Source organism: Cryobacterium sp. Y62, assembly GCF_002929785.1.
GTDB lineage: Bacteria > Actinomycetota > Actinomycetes > Actinomycetales > Microbacteriaceae > Cryobacterium.
The window spans coordinates 1-19,407 of record NZ_PJJK01000102.1 but is presented as its reverse complement, the minus strand read 5'-3'; the positions used below and the strand labels follow the sequence as shown (position 1 = coordinate 19,407).

Genomic DNA, 19,407 nt, shown 5'->3' with positions numbered 1-19,407 from the left:
ATCTGAATGCCTTCTGTAACCTATATTTCTGCCGCCGGCAGTGAAACGGCCGTCGCGGGATTCGCCGGCGATTCCGTGATGGAGACCGCCGTGCGCAACGGCGTTCCCGGCATCGTCGCCGAGTGCGGCGGCAGCCTCTCCTGCGCCACGTGCCACGTCTTCGTCTGCGCCGACAGCGTCTTTCCGCCCATGGAAGACCTTGAGGACGACATGCTCGATGGCACCGCCGTCGACCGCGAGTCCAACTCCCGGCTGTCCTGCCAGCTCAAGCTGCGCGACACCGATATTCGCGTCACTACTCCCGAAACACAGGTGTAGACCATGCGAACCGGGACTCTCATCATTGGCGCCTGCCAGGCCGGCGTACAGCTCGCCTGCAGCCTGCGTGAACTCGGCGACACCGATCCGATCGTGCTCGTCGGCGAAGAGCCGCACGCCCCGTACCAACGGCCGCCGCTGTCAAAGGCGTTTCTCAAGGGCGAGGCCACGGCCGACTCGCTCACCTTTCGCACCCACGAGTTCTATACCGAGCACAACATCGAACTCGTCACCAGGGAGCGCATCGTTTCGATACAACGCGATGCCGACGGCGGGGAAGCGACGGCCGAATCCGGCCGACGGTTCGAATTCGCCCGGCTCGCCCTCACCACCGGTGCCGTTCCGCGCCAGATCCCGTTCGAGGGCAGCGAACTAGAGGGAGTCAGCTACCTGCGCAGCATAACGGATGCCGCCCTGTTCGAACGGAGAGTGCACACGGCTCAAAACGTGGTCGTCGTTGGCGGTGGGTTCATCGGACTCGAAGTGGCCGCCGGAGCCTGCGTCGTCGGCAAGACCGTGACCGTATTGGAGGCCGCGCCCCGACTGGTCGGGCGGGCGGTCTCCGAGGCAACGAGCGCGTTCTACCTGGCCGCGCACCGGCGCCGAGGCACCCGGGTGGTGTTGAACGCCCAGGTCAGCCGTTTTCTCGGGCAGCACGACCGGGTCACCGGGGTTGAATTGGCCAGCGGCGATGTGATCCCGGCCGACGTCGTTCTGATCGGCGTCGGCGTGATCGCCCGCACCGAACTGGCCGATCAGCTCGGCCTCGCCGTCGACAACGGCGTCGTCGTCGACGCGAGCGCCCTTTGCTCCGACGGGCTCACCGTCGCCGCAGGGGACTGCACCAACCTGCCCAACCCCACGCCGAAATCTTCGGCGACGCCCGGTGGCATCGAACGACTCCGACTGGAAAGCGTGCAGAACGCGGTCGAACAGGCCAAGGTCGCCGCCGCGACGCTGCTCGGCCTGCCCGCTGAATACTCCACGGTTCCATGGTTCTGGAGCGACCAGGCCGACCTCAAACTGCAGATCGCCGGCCTCAGCGGCGGACACGACCAGATCGTGCTGCGCGGCGACCCCGAGACCGAGAAGTTCTCGGTGCTCTACTACCGCGCTGGGCAGCTCATCGCCGCCGACTGTGTGAACCGCCCGCTCGACTTCATCGCCGTGCGCGCCATGCTGCACTCCGGGCAGCAGCTGCCCGCCGACCGCGCGGCCGACCTGTCGCTGCCACTGAAGAAACTCGCCGCATCCGCTGTCGAAACTGCCCCTGCCGTGCCCGTCCTGATCGGAAAGTAACCCCATGACACTGCAGACCGAAGAACTCGTCGACACCTCACCGATCGCGGCCGGCGTCGTCTCGTTCGACCTCAACCCGCTCTGGCGAGCTGTGCGCCTCGAGATGCGCTCGCGCTCCAACGACATCCACATCCCCATCTCGTTCGCCTTCGCCGAGCGGCTCTGCCAGGCCTACCCAGAAGCCGACGCACTCGTGGTACGAGTGGCCATTCTGCTGCACGACACCGGCTGGGCCAGGGTCGACGAGACCAAGATCATCTCCGAGGGTTTCGGCGCCAACTGGCGCCAGGCCGATATCCGCTACGAACACGAGGTGAGGGGTTGCGAGATCGCCCGTGAGGTGCTGCCAGCCCTCGGCTACACCCCCGAATTCGTCACCAGCGTCACCGACATCATCGACGGGCACGACACCCGCCCCGAGAGCTACTCGATCGAGGATTCCCTTGTGCGCGACGCCGATCGACTGTGGCGCTTCACCACCACCGGCATCGCGCTCGCCTCCGGCTGGTTCGGCCAGGAGCCCTCGGCCTACTGTCGGCGTCTGCGCACCGACATCGTTCCCGAGCTCATCACCGCGGCAGCCCACGAGATGGCGCTCGCCGAACTCGAACGTGCCGAGGCCCTGCTGCAAACGGATGTCCTAACCACCGGCATCGACGCGCCCGCGCTTGATGGCAGCGGCGCGTGACCAGCCTGCTGCCGATTCCCGTGACCGCGAACCTGCCTTACCGCCACACCAACGATGTGTTCATCGACGGGCAGTGGCAGGCCGCGACGGGAACCGGCCGCACCTCGGTGACCAACCCGGCAACGGAGGAGGTCTGGGGGTCGGTGCCGCAGGCATCCGCCGCCGACCTGGACCGGGCCGTCGGTGCTGCCCGCCGTGCATTCAGTGGATGGCGGGACCTGACTCCCACGGTGCGTGCCGGCTTTCTGTTGCGGTTGGCCGACGAGGTGGAGAAGCGGGCCGAGGCCATCTCGCACACCAACACCTGGGAGAACGGGTCGCCGGTCGCGGAATCCAGCCGGGCCGCCGGCAACGCCGCCTCGATCTTTCGCTACTTCGCCTCGCTCGCCGGCCTGCTCGAAACGCCGGACGTTCGGCCGTTTCCTGACGGGTCGGGCGAAACCGTGGTGCGCCAGGACCCGATCGGGGTCTGCGCGCTGATCGCGCCGTGGAACTTTCCGATCAACCTGGTCGTCGCCAAGCTCGCGCCAGCCCTGATGGCCGGCTGCACCGTCGTGATCAAGCCGGCCTCGCCGACGCCGCTCTCGGTCCGGCTCATCATCGATGCTGCCCGCGCCGCCGGCATCCCCGCCGGGGTGGTCAACCTCGTCACCGGACCGGGTTCGTTCGGCGACGCGCTGGTCAGGCACCCCGGCATCGACAAGGTGGCCTTCACCGGGTCGACCCCGGTCGGCCGAACGATCGCCGGCGCCTGCGGGCAGCTGCTTCGACCGGTCACGCTCGAACTCGGCGGCAAGTCGTCGGCGCTCGTGCTGCCCGACGTCGACCTCGACGCTCTATCGCGCGTTCTGATTCGCAGCTGCATGCGCAACACCGGCCAGACCTGCTATATCTCGACCCGCATTCTCGCCCCGGCTGAGCGCTACGATGAACTCGTCGACATGGTCACCGCCACCATCGCGACTGCCAAACAGGGCGATCCGATGCAGCCGGACACCGTGTTCGGACCGTCAGCTACGCGCGCGCAGGAGCAGACCGTGCGCGCGTATATTCGCAGCGGCCTAGCCGAGGGCGCTCGCGCCACGACCGGTGGCGACGTGGCATCCGGCTTTGATCAAGGCTTCTTCGTGAAGCCCACGGTCTTCGCCGACGTGACGCCGGGCATGCGCATCGCCAGAGAAGAGATCTTCGGTCCGGTGCTGACGATCCTGCGCTACTCCTCGCTCGACGAGGGCGTTGCGCTGGCCAACAACACCTCGTTCGGGCTGGGTGGCACGATCTTCTCCGAGAATCCAGATCTGGCCTTCGCGCTCGCCGGTCGGTTCGACACCGGCTCGGTCGGCCTCGGCTTCTTTGCCTCCAATCACGCTGCGCCATTCGCCGGTCGGCACGATTCTGGCCTCGGTGCCGAGTTCGGGCCGGAGGGTCTGAAGGCCTATCTCGCGCCGCAGTCGGTGCACCGCCGCATCCGCTGACCTCTACACCGGGAAACCCGAATGGTCCCACATCCAGCGAGTTGCATGGCGCCGGCTCGCGCATCTACCACCCTTAGGAATGGTTAAAGTTTCGGTCGTGCGCACGGGGACCGCCCGAATATAGGTGCAAGCGCGCCAAACGTAGTTGTAGCCAAGCCAATAAAGGCCTGATGAACGAGCGCAATCCCTACTCGATCATGGAGCGCAAACCCATTACCGATATTGGCAGCGGGGCTGCCAAGAACGGTTTCTTCAAGAGCCTCGGACTCTGGCAGCTCACCGCGATCGGCGTCGGCGGCATCATTGGAATCGGCATTTCCACCCTCGTTGGACTCGTTGCAAATGGCGGTCCGGACGGCGAACGCGCGGGTCCAGCCGTGCTCATCTCGGTCCTTATCGCCGGACTCGCGAGCGCCGCCGCCGCCCTCAGCTACGCGGAGTTCGCCGGAATGATTCCTCGCCGGCTCTGCGTACACCTGCGGCTATGTCGCCCTCGGTGAGATCGTCGGCTGGTTCATCGGCTGAGATCTGTTGCTCGAGTACATCGCGATCGTCGCCGTCGGGCTCAAGGTGTTACTGATCCTTGCAATCATCGCGCTGGGGTTCTTCTACATCAACACCCAGAATTACGTTCCATTCTTGCCGAACGGTTTCGGCGCGGTCTCCACTGGCGCGGCCACGGTTTTCTTCGCCGTCTTCGGCTATGACGCCATGAGAACTGCCGCCGAAGAGGCCAAAGATGGCAAGAAGCACATGCCGAAGGCGATCTTGCTCTCGTTCGCCATCGCCCTGGTGCTCTACGTGCTCGCCACTCTCATGCTCACCGGCATGCAAAATTGGCAGGACTTCGACCCGACCGCCGCCTGTGCCGTCGCATTCCAGTCCGTCGGGCTTCCGATCGTCGCGACCGTGCTCTCGGCCTTCGCCGCTATCTCGATCCTCACCGTCATGCTGACGTTCCTTCTCGGCGTCAGCCGGGCCTGGTTCTCGATGAGCCGCGACGGCCTGCTTCCCAAATAGTTCTCCGGAACCGACAAAAAGGAAACTCCCGCCCGCGTCACCTGGATCGCCGGCCTTGCCGCGGCCGTGCTGGCCGGGTCTTCCCGAGCCGGCTGATTGCCGACCTCACCAATATTGGAATTCTCGTCGCCTTCGTCGTGGTCTGCGGCGCCGTGATTGCGTTGCGACGCACCCGCCCCGATGTTCCTCGCACCTTCAAGCTGCCTTTGATGCCTGGGTGCCCGTGTTCGGGGTGCTGTCCTCCGTCTTCCTCATCACGCAGCTGCACTGGCAGACCTGGCTGCACTTCGGCATCTGGCTCATCATCGGTTTGGTCATCTAATACTTCTATGGTCGCCGCAACTCGGTCATGAACCCGAAGAGCCCGCGGTACATCGAGCATCCGGTCGATCCGGACTAGCGTCCTGCAGACAACAAATGTCGGCGCGCGGCCGATCCCGCATTCGCGGCGCGTAGTCAGCGCGCCCCGATGACTATCCAGGCCATGCTGCGTGCCCGCAGCGACAGCGTCGCGGCGCGGGCACCGAGGTAGCCGAGCGCGAACGCGGCCATGAGCAGCGCGAGGCCGACCGAGCCCGCCGGAGCCCAGACCAGCACTGCCGCGGCCAGCGGCACGAACACGGCGAGGTTGATCAGCCCGGTCAGGGCGAGATAGCGGGCGTCGCCGGCGCCAATCAGCACGCCGTCGAGCACGAACACGACCGCCCCGAGGGGAACGGATGCCCCGAGCACGATCAGGGTCAGCGGCAGCAGCGAGGTGACAGCGTCGGCATTGGTGAACGCGTGCCCGAGCACCCCGCTTGTGCCGATCACTAATGCTGCGAGCACGAGACCGGCCAGCACGCCCCACTCCAGGCAGCGGCGCAGCACGGCGCGAACCTGCACCACGTTTCCGGCTCCGAGCCCGCGACCGACGAGGGCCTGTGCGGCAATCGCGAGGGCGTCGAGGGCGAAGGCGAGGGTGGCGAACAGGGTCATTGCGATCTGAAAGGCGGCGAGTTCGGGGGAGCCGAGCTGGGCGGCCACGAACACGGCGAGCAGCATGGCCGCGCGCAGGCTCAGCGTGCGCACAAACAGCCAGCCACCGCTCCGGGCACCGAGCAGCAGCCCGGCCCGGTGTGGGCGGAGCGGGGCGCTGTGGCGCCGGGCATATTTGGCGACCACGACAAGGTAAACAGCGACCATGCCCCACTGGGCCACGACGGTACCTACGGCCGACCCGGCGATGCCCCAGCCGAGCAGATAGATGAACACGTAGTTCAGTGCGATGTTCGCGCCGAAACCGATCCCGGCCACGTAAAGCGGGGTGCGGGTGTCTTGCAGGCCGCGCAGTAGTCCGGTCGCCGCGAACACCAGCAGCATGGCGGGCAGGCCGAACATCGAGATACCGAGGTAGCTGGCGGCATCCGCTGTTACGGCCGTTTCGGCGCCGAACGCGCCCACGAGTACCGGGGTAGCGAGCAGGCCGCCGGCGGCGAGCAGCAGGCCGAGACCGAGGGCGAGCCAGAGTCCGTCAATGCCGACGGAGACCGCCCTCCGCGTGTCGCCGGCGCCGAGCCAGCGGGCCACGGCCGGGGTCGTACTGTAGGCCAGAAAAACCATGAGGCCGATGATGGTCTGCAGCACTGCGCTCGCAAGGCCGAGGCCGGCCAGCGGCGTGGTGCCGAGGTGCCCGACCATCGCCGAATCGGCCAGCAGAAACAGCGGTTCAGCCACGAGGGCGCCGAGCGCGGGTACGGCGAGCCGCAGAATGTCCCGGTCGATGGGTTGTGCCCGCAAAATGTTGATGTGTCGACTCTACGGCGGGCGCGCCGGCCTTCCGAACTCCGTGTGGCCGCGCCCAATACCGGTGCGCGCTACGCCGGTTACCGTAGCGCTCACCCGCGGCCACTTCCAACAATGCCAACAATGCCTAACGGATACTGACTGCTCAATTTGCGAGAACGCCTCAAGTCAGCCCCGGCAGCCGGGGAAATTGTTAAGAATTCCGACTCTTTTATGAGCGAGGCCCCCGAATCGAGCCCATCCCCCGCCCCATCCCGCTAAGTTCGTCCCAGGACCTTCTGCCGACCGTGAACGCTTCGGGTGCGCTTAGCCGGGAACTTCATTTCCGGCCCTCGGTGCCCCTGTTTATCCCACAAGGATGTTTGCCGCCTCAGTGACGAGCGCGCGGACATCCGCTTCGAAAGGCTCGACCGTGCCTGTTAATCAACCACAGCCCGAGACACCCACTATCGGCGTCGTCCGCGAGAGCGGGGAGGACGAGCGGCGAGTCGCCCTTGTGCCGCGCGCTGTCGCATCCCTGGTCGCCGCGGGGCTCGACGTCGTCGTCGAATCCGGCGCGGGGGCTGAAGCCCTCATGGGTGACGACCTCTATCTCGCAGCCGGGGCTACCATCGGTGACGCCTGGCGCGCCGACATCGTGCTCAAAGTCGCTCCACCCACCGACTCGGAAATAGCCCGCCTCAGGGCGGGCGCGACCTTGATCGGGTTCCTGGCACCGCGCAACGCTGAGAATAAGATCGCTGCCCTGCAGAGCGCTGGCATCGTCGGCTATGCGGTCGAGGCGATCCCGCGCATCTCGCGTGCTCAGGTCATGGACGCCTTGTCGTCGCAGGCGAACGTTGCCGGCTATAAGTCGGTCATCCTCGCTGCATCGCTCTCGACCAGGTTCTTCCCGATGCTCACCACGGCGGCGGGCACCGTCAAGCCGGCCAGTGTGCTCGTGCTCGGCGTCGGCGTGGCCGGGCTGCAGGCGCTCGCGACCGCCAAGCGGCTCGGCGGTCGGGCAACCGGCTACGACGTGCGTCCTGAGGTCGCCGATCAGGTGCGATCGGTGGGCGCCCAGTGGCTCGAGGTAGGGATCGACGCGGCCGGTGACGGCGGCTATGCCCGCGAACTCACCGACGACGAACGTGCCGTGCAACAGGCCGCGCTCGAGACGGCGATCTCCACGTTCGACGTCGTCATAACGACCGCTCTCGTGCCGGGACGGCCGGCGCCGCGACTGGTGACCGCTGCGGCCGTGTATGGCATGAAGGCGGGCAGTGTCGTCATCGACATGGCGGGCGAGACCGGCGGCAACTGCGAGCTCACTGTTCCCGGCGAGAGTGTGGTCGTCGGCGGCGTCACCATTGCGTCCCCACTCAATCTGCCCTCGACTATGCCCGAGCATGCGAGCGAGCTTTACTCAAAGAACCTCACCGCCCTGCTCGAGTTGCTCGTGCGGGACGGCCGACTCGACCCCGACTATTCCGACGACGTGGTAGCGCTGTCCTGCGTGACGCGTGACTCAGTCTCGAACAGGATCTGACATGGACTACACCGGTTTCCTGGCGAACATTGCCATCCTCGTGCTCTCGGGCTTCATCGGTTTCGCCGTCATCTCCAAGGTGCCGAACACGCTGCACACCCCGCTCATGTCGGGTACCAACGCCATTCACGGCATCGTTGTGCTCGGCGCCCTGGTCGTGCTCGGCACGGCACACAACCCGAGCATCCCGCTGCAGATCATCTCGTTCGTGGCTATCGTGTTCGGCACGGTCAACGTCATCGGCGGTTTCGTCGTGACCGACCGGATGCTCGCCATGTTCAAAACCCGCTCCGTCGCTTCGACTGACGGGAAGAATTGACCATGGACATCCTCGTCTACGCCCTCTATATCGTCGCCGTCGCCATGTTCATTATTGGGCTCTCCGGGCTGACCGCGCCCCGGTCCGCTGTGCGCGGCAACAAAATCGCTGCGGCTGGCATGGGCGTCGCCTTCATCGCGACCCTGATCCACATCCGCGACACCAGCAGCTGGTTGGTGATCGTCGCAGCTCTCGTCGTGGGCGTGATCGTCGGTATCCCGCCTGCACGGAAGGTAAAGATGACGGCGGTGCCGCAGCTCGTCGCCCTGTTCAACGGTGTTGGCGGTGGAACCGTCGCGCTCATTGCCTGGGGTGAGTTCATTGAAAGCGACGGCTTCACCGGCCTGCGCGTTGCCTCCGGACCGGTTCTCCCTCTCGTGATCGCCTCCCTCTTCGCGGCCATCATCGGTTCACTATCGTTTTGGGGTTCCGTCGTCGCCTTCCTCAAATTGCAGCAGATTCTGCCCGGGCATCCGCTGTCGGTCGGCCGACTGCAACAGCCGCTGAACGCGATCCTGTTCCTGGGCTCCGTCGTCGCGGCCATCATCGTCGGTATCGGCTCGGCCAACACCGGCGCGGACCCGGTCTGGTTCGGCGCAATTCTCATCTTGGCGGGCATCCTCGGGGTCATGACCGTGCTCCCGATCGGCGGCGCCGACATGCCGGTCGTTATCTCGCTGCTGAACGCGCTCACCGGTCTCTCCGCGGCGGCGGCCGGGCTCGCGCTGAACAACATTGCGATGATCGTCGCCGGCATGCTCGTCGGGGCCTCGGGTACTATCCTCACTAACCTCATGGCGAAGGCAATGAACCGGTCCATTCTCTCTATCGTGGCCGGCGGCTTCGGCGGCGGTTCCAAGGGCGTTGCGGCCACGAGCAGCGGAGACCAACTCGCAAAGTCCACCTCGGCAGCGGATGCCGCCATCAAGCTCGCTTACGCCAATCAGGTCATCGTCGTGCCAGGCTACGGACTCGCCGTTGCCCAGGCTCAGCACGCGGTAAAGGACATGGCCAAGGTGCTCGAGGCACGTGGCATCGAGGTCAAGTATGCGATCCACCCGGTGGCCGGGCGCATGCCGGGGCACATGAACGTGCTCCTCGCCGAGGCCGACGTCTCGTACGACGCGATGATCGAAATGGACGACATCAACGACGAGTTCTCCCGCACCGACGTCACCATCGTCATCGGCGCCAATGACGTCACCAACCCAGGCGCACGTACCGACCCGAACTCGCCCATCTTCGGGATGCCCGTACTCAACGTCGACCAATCTCGCGCGGTGATAGTGCTCAAGCGCTCAATGAGCTCTGGCTTCGCCGGCATCGAGAACCCGCTGTTCTTCGGCGCCAACACCACGATGCTCTTCGGCGACGCTAAGAAATCCGTCGCCCAGGTGACCGAGGAGCTCAAAGCGCTGTAGGCAGTCGCCTCTGTCATGTCGGCGCCCATCCGCGCTCAAAGATAGAAGGAGGAAACGGATGCCCAATGCTAAAACCACGCGCTACCGAGCCAGGATCGCCAGTCCAGCCTGGGTCGCGGCATCCACGAGCGCACGAGCGCGAAACAGGTGGTTGGCGGCTGCCAACAACAGGTCATCATCGTTGACCGCGGGCGCGGTGCCATAGTTCTGACGAAATCATTCACACGCGCTGGCAAAGGAGTACATCGCCCAGCCATCGCCCGATAGCGGTGCCGGAAAGTTTCCCGGTCCCCGCCGACCCTGCGCGATCAGCTGCAGCCCTCCATCGCTGTGCCCGACCCGCTGCGTAACGGTCTTCAGTGACACGACATCTTCTTGCTGCACGCCGACGACGCGAAACCCGGCCCGACCGGCGTTCTCGACGACACCCACGAGTGCGGCGCTCAGACTGCCGGACTCGCGCGTGACCATGAGTACACTGCGACCGTCTTCGGTTTCGCGAGTTGTGCTCTCAAACCCCGCGTCAACGAATCGGTCGTAGTCGTCATCAACCAAGACCCGGTCGAATCAGGAATTATCATCATGTTTAGTTCGCCCTTGAGCAAAGTGTAGCTAAGGGGCAAAGAGGAGAACGGTGAACATGCCGAACAGCACTAGGTGGACAGCTCCGTGGAGAGCAGTGGTGCGGGGCGAGAAGTAGGTGATGATGCTCGTTGCCAGTGTCACCGCGATGAGCACCATGTTTGCGTTTGATTCCCCAAGAATGACCTCTTGGCCTGTCATTAGGCCGATGATCAGTACTGCCGGGATGGTGAGTCCGACCGTGGACACGAACGCCCCGAGCCCGAGGTTGAGGGTGCGTTGGCCCTCGTTGGCCAGCGACGCCCGAACTGCGGTTATCGCCTCCGGTGTGAAGACGATGATCGCGATGATCACCCCGCCCAACGCGACGGGGGCACCCGTGGCCGCGATACCAGCGTCGACCAGGATCCCAAGGTCGTGGGAGAGCAGCACGATCGGCAGGACAGTGCCGACTAGCAGGAGCGTCCGCCGAACAAGCTCGCCTCTGCCGACGCCGACGCCGACGACAGCGGTCGCACGAGAGTCGGAACGGGGTTCGGGAATATTGGCGGTAGTGACGCTTCCAAAGATTGCCTGAGCGTGGCTGGGCTGCTTGAACAACGCCCGGCTCTTCCCCGTCTGCAGGTAGATGAAGAACCCGTAGAGTGCCGCCGCCAGCACCGAGACGGCGATGGCTTGCGCGGGCACCAGACTCCCGTTGGAGGTGGACACTGTGAAGTTTGGCAGTACGAGCGTGCACAGCGACAACACGGCGATCATCGCAACATAGACCGACGCGCCTTCCATGTTGTAGCGCTGCGGGCCGTGCTTCATGCCGCCTAGGAGGAGGGACACACCCATGACCCCGTTGATGATGATCATCATGACGGCGAATACCGAGTCGCGTGCGATCGTCGTCGAACCCGACGGCCCAAGCATGACGGCGGAAATGAGGACCACTTCAATGATGACGACGGTCAATGTCAGAATCAGCGTCCCGAATGGTTCTCCCAGCTTGTGGGCCAGCTCCTCAGCCTGGTGGACAACTCCGAACGCGGCGACCATGATCGCTGCGAGGACGATCAGAAACACGCCCACCGCGACTGCCACACTCGGCGGGTGGGCGACAAGATCACGGCCGACTGTCAGCACACCGATCGAGACCAGCCATGCGATCGCGAGGGTCACCGTCGTTGATCGGCTCAACAGAACCCGCCAGCCGTCATTCGAGCGGACCTGGGTAGGGGTAGGAGAATTCGCGGGGTGCTTGGTGGACATGAGCCTGCCTTTATTGGAGGCCGTCCCCCTGCAAACCGCAGCGCCCGAGGTCGTCCCGTGACGCATGAACGCAGCGTGCATTCATCAAATAGACGATACCAGAATCGTGGTTCTCACCGGAGATCACGGGTTGCAGGTGTCGCAAAAACGCGGGTCGGCGTAGCTTCGGTCGGTGAACTCGCGAGTGTAGCGATGAGGACAGATGAGGCATCCCTGAGTTTCAGCGCGGGTTGCGTTCGTGGGCGCGTAGCAGTCGCTGCAAGGTAGTCCTGCCACTCGTTCTACGCTCCAGAAACCTGGGGTGCCGCAGGCTGGACACAGGGAGCGCAGTTTCTGTGCGAGGTCTTCGGCCGCGAGACGGATGTTTTCCATACGCGTTGGATTGGCATGGGCGCGCACGTCTGTCTCGAGAAAAACGTGGCCGTTTTTCGATTCCGCCAGCGCCCACGCAAAGGTGATTTCCAGTTCCGTCCAGGCGGCGATTCCCTTGCGGATGCGGGGGTCGTGTTCACTTTCCGGGCGTACGACTACGTGGTGTTCGGGAAACTTCGATTTGCGGGCGAACGTTTCGGCCGTTCCCCAGTCCGCTGTCAGCAGGTGGGCGAAATTTGCTTTGCCTTGCGCCACGCCCACGATCTCCAACTCGCGCTCACGGTCGAGCCAGATAAGGATTTCAACGTTCCAGGGGAACATCCCCATGAACGGATCCTGACCAAACGATCCCTCGCTGGCAAGGCCCAGGGGTAATGTCGACATTTCCATACCCATGCGCGCTTTCTTGCGCGCCGCCTCAAGCTGTGTGCCGGCGCGGGGGATATCGCGGGTGAAAGTACCGAGTAGATCCGTGTCGTAGCCCACGACGTGTTCGACCCGGCAACCAAGTTCTCGTTCCAACACAGGACCGACCACGCGCTCCTTGCCATGCTGGGTAAGCAGAGCGACCCGTTTACCGGAGTAGATGGAGATCGAGTCAGAATTGCCTGAATCACTGCAGACCACAACTCACCGGTCCTGCTGACCAGGAGTTGCTGGCACAGACTTTTCGAAGACAGTGCCACACGGTAAAGGCTGGCGGTTTCGACCTCGGCGGCTAGACACGGTCTATGGATCCAAGCGCTCTGAGAAGCTCACCAATGTGGTGGTGGCGTTCCAGAGGATGCCGAAGAGGTAAGTCTGGGTAGAGCTGATAGCTGTTGCGCCGTCCGTCGCGTTGACGTGTGAGATAGCCATCTGCGACAAGTTCGGCGATGATGCGCTGGGCGGCGCGTTCGGTGATGCCCACTTCGACTGCGATATCGCGCAATCGCATGCTGGGGTCTTGGAAAACGCAGAGCAGAACGTGTGCGTGATTAGTAAGAAAGGTCCAGTCGGCCATCGTCTCAGCATAGACGATACACGCTCCACAATACGCGCTAGTGTTAGCACGTATTGGTCAGCGTGCATTGACGGGGTTGGTCACCATGGAGTCGCGCCGCTTCTTCGAACTTCGAGCAGAGTAAATCAGAGAGCCACAATGTGATCGATCCCATCATTCTTTTCTTTCTGCTCGGCGCCGTGGCCGGCCTCCTGCGTTCAGAGTTGCGTCTTCCGGCGGCGATTTACGAGTTCGTCAGTATCGTGCTGTTGCTGGCCATTGGCCTCAAGGGCGGCGTGGAACTCGCCAGGCAGCCCTTCGCCAGTCTGCTGCCACAGATGCTCACGGTGGTGGTCATGGGCTTTGGCCTCACCCTGTTCGCATTCCCCGTACTGCGTTATCTGGGCCGTTTTAAGCGAGCGGATGCGGCATCTATCGCGGCCCATTACGGTTCCGTGAGCGTGGGCACCTACGCCGTGGCCGTCGCCTACCTCGGCAGCCAGCAGATCTCGTTCGAAGAACACATGCCGCTGCTTCTGGTGCTGCTGGAAGTGCCAGCTATCCTCGTAGGAATTGTTCTCGCGCGAGGCATCTCGCGCGAGACGGCGTGGAAATCGATCGCCCATGAAGTGTTTCTGGGAAAGGGCATCGTGCTACTCTTGGGCGGACTGTTCATCGGCTGGGTAGCTGGCCCGGACGGGTTGTCGTCCATCGAACCGCTGTTCGTGGATCTCTTCAAGGGAATTCTCGCTCTCTTTCTGCTGGAGATGGGCTTGATTACGGCGACACAAATGGGAAGCCTGCGCCGACACGGCCCATTTCTGGTGGTCTTTGCAATCGCAATGCCGCTTTTTTCGGCGTTGGTGGGAACGTGGCTGGGGTGGTCTTTGGGCCTCTCCATCGGAGGAACGACCATTCTGGCGACTCTGGCGGCTAGTGCGTCCTACATTGCGGTACCGGCAGCCATGCGCACCTCTGTACCCGAGGCCAACCCCACCCTGTCCCTGGCCGGTGCACTCGGGATAACATTCCCGTTCAACGTCATGATCGGAATTCCGCTCTACCACGCACTCGCCGTGTGGGCTCACACGTTCGCGAAAGGTTGAACCCAATGCACCGCCATACACGCAAGCTGTTGACCGTCATCACCGAAGCCGCTCTCGAGAGCACTCTCGTTCGGGATATCGATCGGCTTCACGCCCACGGGTATACCATCACTGACGCTCGCGGCAAGGGGAGCCGTGGTACTCGCAACGCAGGCTGGGAAGCGAATGGGAACATCCGCATCGAGGTGGTGTGCGACACAGCGACAGCTGTGAATATCACCGCCTATTTTCAAGAGCATTACTACGACGACTACGCCATGATCCTGTTCGTAAGTGATATTGAAGTACTCCGACCTGAGAAATTCTGAGACCCAACTCAGGTTCGTCCGGTGATTTATCGCAGGCGTCGGTGACTGTCCGTGGGTCTGCACAATCCTTCCGCAGGGCAACCGGATCGGGCAGCGCCGAGCGATCCCGTATCCAGTCTCAACGCGTCTCGCATTTCGATTCGTGTTTGTGGTGGCTCGAAACCTACGTGTGGGAACACATGGGTTGAAAGACGCCTGCCGCGATCATTGGGGTCGTTCAACGGGTGTCCGACTCGTCGATCGCGGCTGTCGCACGGGGCCGTCGCTCCATCCGTCTCCAGGAACCGCCCGTAAGCGGGCTCAGGGTGATGGGCGTGTAAACGACTGCGATGATGCCGAAAGCTAGTGGCAGACCGATCGTGTCGGCGGCATGTATACCCCGGAACATGAGTACGCGGCGTGGCCGCGCCCGCGGCACGCCTGCACGGCTCCCAGTCACCGGCCCCAGATAAGCTGAACCCATGACTGAGCTGGCGACTGCATCCGGAATCAACACAAGCGAACTCGACCCGGAGGTGCGCCCGCAAGACGACCTCTTTCGGCACGTGAATGGCCAGTGGATCGCGCGCAGCGAGATTCCCGCCGACAAGGCCCGTTGGGGCTCCTTCATGATGCTCGCCGAAGACGCTGAGAAGGCCGTGCGCGAGATCATCGTCGAGGCGCAGACCGCGCCGGCTGGCAGCCTCGAGCGCAAGTTCGGCGACCTCTACACGAGCTATCTCGACGAGGAACGCATCGAAGCGCTCGGTGCGGCACCATTGCAAGAAGACCTTGCAGCGGTCGACGCTATCACCACCATCTCCGAACTGCTCGCGACTCTCGGCCGCCTTGAACGTGGCGGAGTTGCCGGAGCCTTCCACCTTTACGTCGACAACGACCCAGGCAACCCAGAACGCTACCTCGTCTTCATCGCGCAGGGCGGCATCGGCTTGCCAGACGAGTCCTATTACCGTGAAGAAAAGTTCGCAGACATTCGCACCAAGTACCAAGAATTTCTCGAGCGAATGCTCACCCTCGCCGGTTTCACCGACGCCGCCCCCCGCGCAGCGCGTGTTTTCGACCTCGAGACCGAACTCGCCTCGCACCACTGGGACAAGGTCGCTACTCGCGACAGTGAGAAGACTTACAACCTGCGCACCTGGGGCCAGGTCTCCGCGCTAGCCGCCGGCGTCGATGTCGACCTGTGGCTTGCGGGCCTCGACGCCCCGGCCGGCGCCCTCGAGGAGGTCGTCGTGCGCGAGCCCAGCTACATCGCCGGACTCGCCGCCACCCTCACCGACGACCGCCTGGAATCATGGCAGGACTGGCTGCGGTGGCAGGTCATCCGCTCGAGTGCTGCGTATTTGTCCGGCGAATTTGTCGAGGCGAACTTCGACTTTTATGGTCGCACCTTGAGCGGCACCCCGCAGTTGCGCGATCGTTGGAAGCGTGGCGTCTCACTCGTGGAGGGCGCACTCGGCGAGGCTGTCGGCCGCATCTACGTGGAGCGCCACTTCAAGCCAAGCGCCAAGGCCAGCATGGACGTGCTCGTGGCCAATCTTGTGCAGGCCTACGAAAACAGCATCAGCACTCTCGAATGGATGACCGAAGAGACACGCACACGAGCCCTCGAGAAGCTCAGCAAATTCACGCCGAAGATCGGCTATCCGGTGAAGTGGCGCGACTATTCAAGCCTTGAGATCAACGCCGACGACCTGATCAGCAATGTCAAAGCCGCCGGAGAGTTCGAGTTTCAGCGCGAGCTCGGCAAAATCGGCAAGCCGCTCGACCGCGACGAATGGTTCATGACCCCGCAGACCATCAACGCCTACTACAATCCCGGATTCAACGAGATCGTTTTTCCGGCGGCAATTTTGCAGTATCCGTTCTTCGACGACGCGCGCGACCCGGCCGCCAACTACGGCGCGATCGGCGCGGTCATCGGCCACGAGATCGGCCACGGCTTCGACGACCAGGGCTCCAAGTACGACGGCGACGGCCGGCTCACCGACTGGTGGACCGCCGACGACAAAGCCGCATTCGAGCTGCGTACGACGGCGCTCATCGCACAATTCGAGGGCCTCGAACCGCTGGCTATCCCGGGCAACACAGTGAACGGCGCGCTCACAATCGGCGAGAACATCGGCGACCTCGGCGGGCTCTCCATCGCTTGGAAGGCCTACCTGCTCTCGCTCGACGGCCAGGAAAGCCCGGTTATCGACGGCTTCACCGGTGCCGAACGGTTCTTCCTCTCGTGGGCCCAGGCCTGGCAAATGAAGCTGCGCGACGCTGAGGCCATCCGCTTGCTGGCCATCGACCCGCACTCGCCGAACGAGTTTCGCTGCAACCAGATCGTCAGCAACATTCCAGCGTTCTACGCGGCGTTCGACGTTTCCGAAGCGGATGCCCTCTGGCTTGCCCCCGACAAGCGCGTCACGATCTGGTAGCGGCACTGTCAGTGGCGGGCGAGTCGCGTTGGCGCGCCGGGGCCCGGGTGGCGTGTCAGGACCTAGTGTCGGGGCTTTTGACCTCGGCCAGTCCGTGCGTCTCCGCCTGGGTTAGGGTTGGCCGTGCGCCTTGGTCCGACCAGAGGCTGACATTGAGCGGTTTGGCGCTGGCTGAGCAGATTAGCGCTGAGCCGATGGACTCAGTTGGGCGCAGTCCGGTTTTGTAGTAAGCGGCAGCACCGAGGGAGGAATGCGCCAACGATGGTCTTCTCCAGTGGTTCTGCGGGCGGTTCTGGTTCTAGCGACGGCGGCGGGCATCGGTCTGGCCAGAATGCGGGCGATGCCGTCGCCTCAGGCGGCTTCGTGCGTTCCCGCCACGCCGCAGCGCCCGGTGGTAAACACCGTGGTGCCGAGGCTCCAGAAAGCTTCGCTCGCGGCTTCGCTGCACTGGGCGATCTCGCCTTGAACGGTGTGCAGGTCTCGGCCCGAGCGACCGACCTCGCGACCGGGCGGGTCTTGTTCTCGGTCGACGACCACGTCTCGATGCCGACCGCAAGTATCGGCAAGGTGCTGCTGCTGATCGAGGTGGCCGCGCGCCTGAAAGACGCCGAGTTCGGAATGGCCACGATGCTCGAGCGAACGAATGTCGATGCCGTGAGCGATTCCGGCGTCTGGCAGCACCTGCAGGTGGCCCGATTGGGCGTGGCCGACCTTGCCGCCCTCGTCGGGGCGACGAGCGACAACCTCGCGACGAATGTGCTCATTCGAGCCGTCGGGCTGCACTCGGTGCGCGCCCGCACCGAGCAGCTCGGCCTCAGCCGCACGGCACTGCTCGACCTGGTACGCGACAAACGCGGACCGGATGACGCACCCCAGCTGTCGGTGGGCAGCGCCAAGGAACTGACCTGGCTGTTCACCGCGCTCGCCCGCGGCGAGATCGTGGACGCCGAGACGAGTGCGCGCGTTATCGGCTGGCTGTCGCTCAACACCGACCTGTCGCTCGTGGCGAGTGCCTTTGGGTTGGATCCCCTGGCGCACCGGGAGAGCGACCATGGTTTGCTGATGGTCAACAAGACCGGGGCTACCGCCGGGGTACGCAGCGAGGTGGGTATCCTCCGTGGCCCTCGGGCCGGCGCGACTTACGCCGTGTCGATGGCGTTCGACGACGCCCTGCTGATGGCCCGTCTTGCGGTGCTCGACGGGATGCGCGCTGTCGGGGCTGACCTGCTGGAGTACGTGCACTGAAGCATTCAGGGCGTTCGCCGAGAGGTGAAACTTGGATCGGTTATAATTTGTCGGCCCTAAATTCACGTCTCAGCGACCGGGCAGCCCGCCAAGTTGTGCCATCGTGTACAGGACGGGCATCGACGCCCGTCACCTGAGCGAAGGAGCTATGCCATGGCGGTTATCGGATGGATTGGACTCGGCCACATGGGTGGCCCCATGACGGCGAACCTGGTAAAGGCGGGCCACAGTGTGCGCGGCTTCGACCTCAACGCCGAGGCCCTCGATGCCGCAGTCGCCGCTGGCGTGACCCGCGCGACGAGCATCAAGGACGCCGTTGAAGGTGCCGAGGTCGTCTTCACCATGCTTCCCAAAGGCGCGCACGCCCGCGCGGTGTACTTCGGCGAAGCGGGAGTGTTCGCCAACGCCGACCTGAAAACGCTCTTGGTGGAGTCCTCGACGATCGACATCGAATCGTCCCAGGCTCTGCATGACGCGGCGATAGCGGCGGGTTTTCGCCTCGTTGACGCCCCTGTTTCCGGCGGCATCACCGGTGCTGAGGCCGGCACGCTGACCTTCATGGTCGGCGGTGAAGCGGATGCGGTCGCCGCCGCGACCACCTACATCCAGCCAATGGCGGCGAACATCATTCCGACCGGTGGTGCAACGACCGGTCAGGCGGCGAAGATCTGCAACAACCTCATGCTGTTCATCAACCTCGCCGCAACTTCCGAGGGGGCGGTGTTGGCCGAGCGGCTGGGACTGGACCCGCAGGTGTTCTGGGATATCGCATCCGTATCATCGGGCGACAGTTGGGCGCTGCGAACCTGGTATCCGATCGAGGGCGTGGTGCCGTCGGCGGCCGTGAACCGTGATTTCGCGCCGACCTTCACCGCCGAGCTCGCCAATAAGGACATCGGCCTCGCGGTCGCCGCCGCGGTCGCCACCGACACGCCGCTCGAGATCGGCAAGCACGTGGCTGAGTTGTTCCAGCGCCTGGTCGACCAGGGTCAGGGCGGCAAAGACTGCTCGATGATCGTGAAGCTCGTCGACGGCACCCTGGCGTGACGCTGCTGCGGCGAGGTGTGAGTCCGTGACGAATTCACACGCTTTGCTGGGTCGAATTGACACCTCGGTGCGCGACTGCGAGCATACCGGACTTTACGATCCGTGGCAGGGCGTCAATGTGTGTGACGACACCTGTGGACATTGCCGGTCGGAACTTGTCAAGGCGGATGAGACCAGTGGGAGTTTAGGCGGCTAGTTCGAGGCGGTCATTCTTGGTGGGTTTGTCGGC

At 63.9% G+C, this 19,407-nt stretch carries 17 protein-coding genes and 1 pseudogene; 13 read left to right on the top strand and 5 right to left on the bottom strand.

Annotation, left to right across the window (positions count from 1 at the left end; all coding sequences use genetic code 11):
• Positions 1–6: 6 nt before the first annotated feature.
• The 5 genes and pseudogenes from CXY71_RS08460 to CXY71_RS08440 all read left to right on the top strand — a co-directional run bounded on the left by CXY71_RS08460 (position 7) and on the right by CXY71_RS08440 (position 5,122).
• Positions 7–318: a 2Fe-2S iron-sulfur cluster-binding protein gene (locus CXY71_RS08460; RefSeq protein ID WP_104135201.1), complete on the top strand. Its 312-nt coding sequence runs from the start codon at positions 7–9 to the stop codon at positions 316–318.
• 3 nt (positions 319–321) lie between these two features.
• On the top strand, positions 322–1,617 hold the full coding sequence (locus tag CXY71_RS08455; protein WP_104135200.1) for an NAD(P)/FAD-dependent oxidoreductase: 1,296 nt from the start codon (positions 322–324) through the stop codon (positions 1,615–1,617).
• A gap of 4 nt (positions 1,618–1,621) precedes the next feature.
• Complete coding sequence (locus tag CXY71_RS08450) at positions 1,622–2,305, top strand: HD domain-containing protein (RefSeq protein WP_104135199.1); 684 nt, start codon at positions 1,622–1,624, stop codon at positions 2,303–2,305.
• Complete coding sequence (locus tag CXY71_RS08445; protein ID WP_199184257.1) at positions 2,302–3,780, top strand: aldehyde dehydrogenase family protein; 1,479 nt, start codon at positions 2,302–2,304, stop codon at positions 3,778–3,780. Before CXY71_RS08450 ends, CXY71_RS08445 begins: the two co-directional genes overlap by 4 nt.
• Before the next feature lie 170 nt (positions 3,781–3,950).
• Positions 3,951–5,122: pseudogene (locus CXY71_RS08440) on the top strand (APC family permease).
• Positions 5,123–5,256: 134 nt separating this feature from the next.
• Here the strand turns inward: CXY71_RS08440 and CXY71_RS08435 are convergent.
• Positions 5,257–6,579, bottom strand: coding sequence for an MATE family efflux transporter (locus tag CXY71_RS08435; RefSeq protein ID WP_104135198.1), 1,323 nt, complete (start codon positions 6,577–6,579; stop codon positions 5,257–5,259).
• A 418-nt stretch (positions 6,580–6,997) separates the two neighbouring features.
• Here CXY71_RS08435 and CXY71_RS08430 point away from each other — a divergent pair, with 418 nt between their 5' ends.
• From CXY71_RS08430 to CXY71_RS08420, 3 genes are read left to right on the top strand one after another with little or no spacing between them, the layout of a single operon-like run.
• The gene (locus tag CXY71_RS08430) at positions 6,998–8,113 is read left to right on the top strand and encodes an NAD(P) transhydrogenase subunit alpha (RefSeq protein ID WP_199184256.1); all 1,116 of its coding nucleotides are present in this window, start codon (positions 6,998–7,000) and stop codon (positions 8,111–8,113) included.
• Between the two features lies 1 nt (position 8,114).
• Positions 8,115–8,432, top strand: coding sequence for an NAD(P) transhydrogenase subunit alpha (locus CXY71_RS08425; RefSeq protein WP_104135196.1), 318 nt, complete (start codon positions 8,115–8,117; stop codon positions 8,430–8,432).
• Positions 8,433–8,434: 2 nt separating this feature from the next.
• The gene (locus CXY71_RS08420) at positions 8,435–9,853 is read left to right on the top strand and encodes an NAD(P)(+) transhydrogenase (Re/Si-specific) subunit beta (RefSeq protein WP_104135195.1); all 1,419 of its coding nucleotides are present in this window, start codon (positions 8,435–8,437) and stop codon (positions 9,851–9,853) included.
• Positions 9,854–10,069: 216 nt separating this feature from the next.
• Here the strand turns inward: CXY71_RS08420 and CXY71_RS08415 are convergent, their stop codons facing one another.
• From CXY71_RS08415 to CXY71_RS08400, 4 genes are all read right to left on the bottom strand, one after another.
• Entirely contained in the window at positions 10,070–10,408 is a 339-nt protein-coding gene (locus CXY71_RS08415) for a hypothetical protein (protein WP_104135194.1), read from the bottom strand.
• Between the two features lie 57 nt (positions 10,409–10,465).
• Positions 10,466–11,692 carry a calcium:proton antiporter gene (locus CXY71_RS08410; protein ID WP_104135193.1) on the bottom strand — a complete coding sequence of 409 codons (1,227 nt, stop codon included), beginning with the start codon at positions 11,690–11,692 and terminating at the stop codon, positions 10,466–10,468.
• A gap of 123 nt (positions 11,693–11,815) precedes the next feature.
• The gene (locus tag CXY71_RS08405; protein WP_233204559.1) at positions 11,816–12,601 is read right to left on the bottom strand and encodes a DUF6671 family protein; all 786 of its coding nucleotides are present in this window, start codon (positions 12,599–12,601) and stop codon (positions 11,816–11,818) included.
• A 181-nt stretch (positions 12,602–12,782) separates the two neighbouring features.
• Positions 12,783–13,067 carry a MarR family transcriptional regulator gene (locus CXY71_RS08400; RefSeq protein WP_104135192.1) on the bottom strand — a complete coding sequence of 95 codons (285 nt, stop codon included), beginning with the start codon at positions 13,065–13,067 and terminating at the stop codon, positions 12,783–12,785.
• Positions 13,068–13,207: 140 nt separating this feature from the next.
• Here CXY71_RS08400 and CXY71_RS08395 point away from each other — a divergent pair, with 140 nt between their 5' ends.
• The 5 genes from CXY71_RS08395 to mmsB all read left to right on the top strand — a co-directional run bounded on the left by CXY71_RS08395 (position 13,208) and on the right by mmsB (position 19,178).
• A complete protein-coding gene (locus tag CXY71_RS08395) occupies positions 13,208–14,152 on the top strand; it encodes a sodium-dependent bicarbonate transport family permease (RefSeq protein WP_104135191.1) in 945 nt (314 codons plus the stop codon).
• Between the two features lie 29 nt (positions 14,153–14,181).
• Entirely contained in the window at positions 14,182–14,460 is a 279-nt protein-coding gene (locus CXY71_RS08390; RefSeq protein WP_233204558.1) for a transcriptional regulator, read from the top strand.
• Positions 14,461–14,921: 461 nt separating this feature from the next.
• The gene (locus tag CXY71_RS08385) at positions 14,922–16,886 is read left to right on the top strand and encodes a M13 family metallopeptidase (RefSeq protein WP_104135189.1); all 1,965 of its coding nucleotides are present in this window, start codon (positions 14,922–14,924) and stop codon (positions 16,884–16,886) included.
• 261 nt (positions 16,887–17,147) lie between these two features.
• Positions 17,148–18,131, top strand: a complete 984-nt coding sequence (locus CXY71_RS08380) for a serine hydrolase (protein ID WP_104135188.1) — start codon at positions 17,148–17,150, stop codon at positions 18,129–18,131.
• A 153-nt stretch (positions 18,132–18,284) separates the two neighbouring features.
• Entirely contained in the window at positions 18,285–19,178 is an 894-nt protein-coding gene (gene mmsB / locus CXY71_RS08375; RefSeq protein ID WP_104135187.1) for a 3-hydroxyisobutyrate dehydrogenase, read from the top strand.
• The last annotated feature ends 229 nt before the right edge of the window (positions 19,179–19,407 follow it).

Coding starts and splice junctions, on each gene's coding strand:
- CXY71_RS08385 (WP_104135189.1), top strand. CDS start 14,922: ATGACTGAGCTGGCGACTGCATCCGGAATCAACACAAGCGAACTCGAC.
- CXY71_RS08410 (WP_104135193.1), bottom strand. CDS start 11,692: ATGTCCACCAAGCACCCCGCGAATTCTCCTACCCCTACCCAGGTCCGC.
- CXY71_RS08450 (WP_104135199.1), top strand. CDS start 1,622: ATGACACTGCAGACCGAAGAACTCGTCGACACCTCACCGATCGCGGCC.
- mmsB (WP_104135187.1), top strand. CDS start 18,285: ATGGCGGTTATCGGATGGATTGGACTCGGCCACATGGGTGGCCCCATG.
- CXY71_RS08420 (WP_104135195.1), top strand. CDS start 8,435: ATGGACATCCTCGTCTACGCCCTCTATATCGTCGCCGTCGCCATGTTC.
- CXY71_RS08380 (WP_104135188.1), top strand. CDS start 17,148: ATGGTCTTCTCCAGTGGTTCTGCGGGCGGTTCTGGTTCTAGCGACGGC.
- CXY71_RS08460 (WP_104135201.1), top strand. CDS start 7: ATGCCTTCTGTAACCTATATTTCTGCCGCCGGCAGTGAAACGGCCGTC.
- CXY71_RS08400 (WP_104135192.1), bottom strand. CDS start 13,067: ATGGCCGACTGGACCTTTCTTACTAATCACGCACACGTTCTGCTCTGC.
- CXY71_RS08455 (WP_104135200.1), top strand. CDS start 322: ATGCGAACCGGGACTCTCATCATTGGCGCCTGCCAGGCCGGCGTACAG.
- CXY71_RS08425 (WP_104135196.1), top strand. CDS start 8,115: ATGGACTACACCGGTTTCCTGGCGAACATTGCCATCCTCGTGCTCTCG.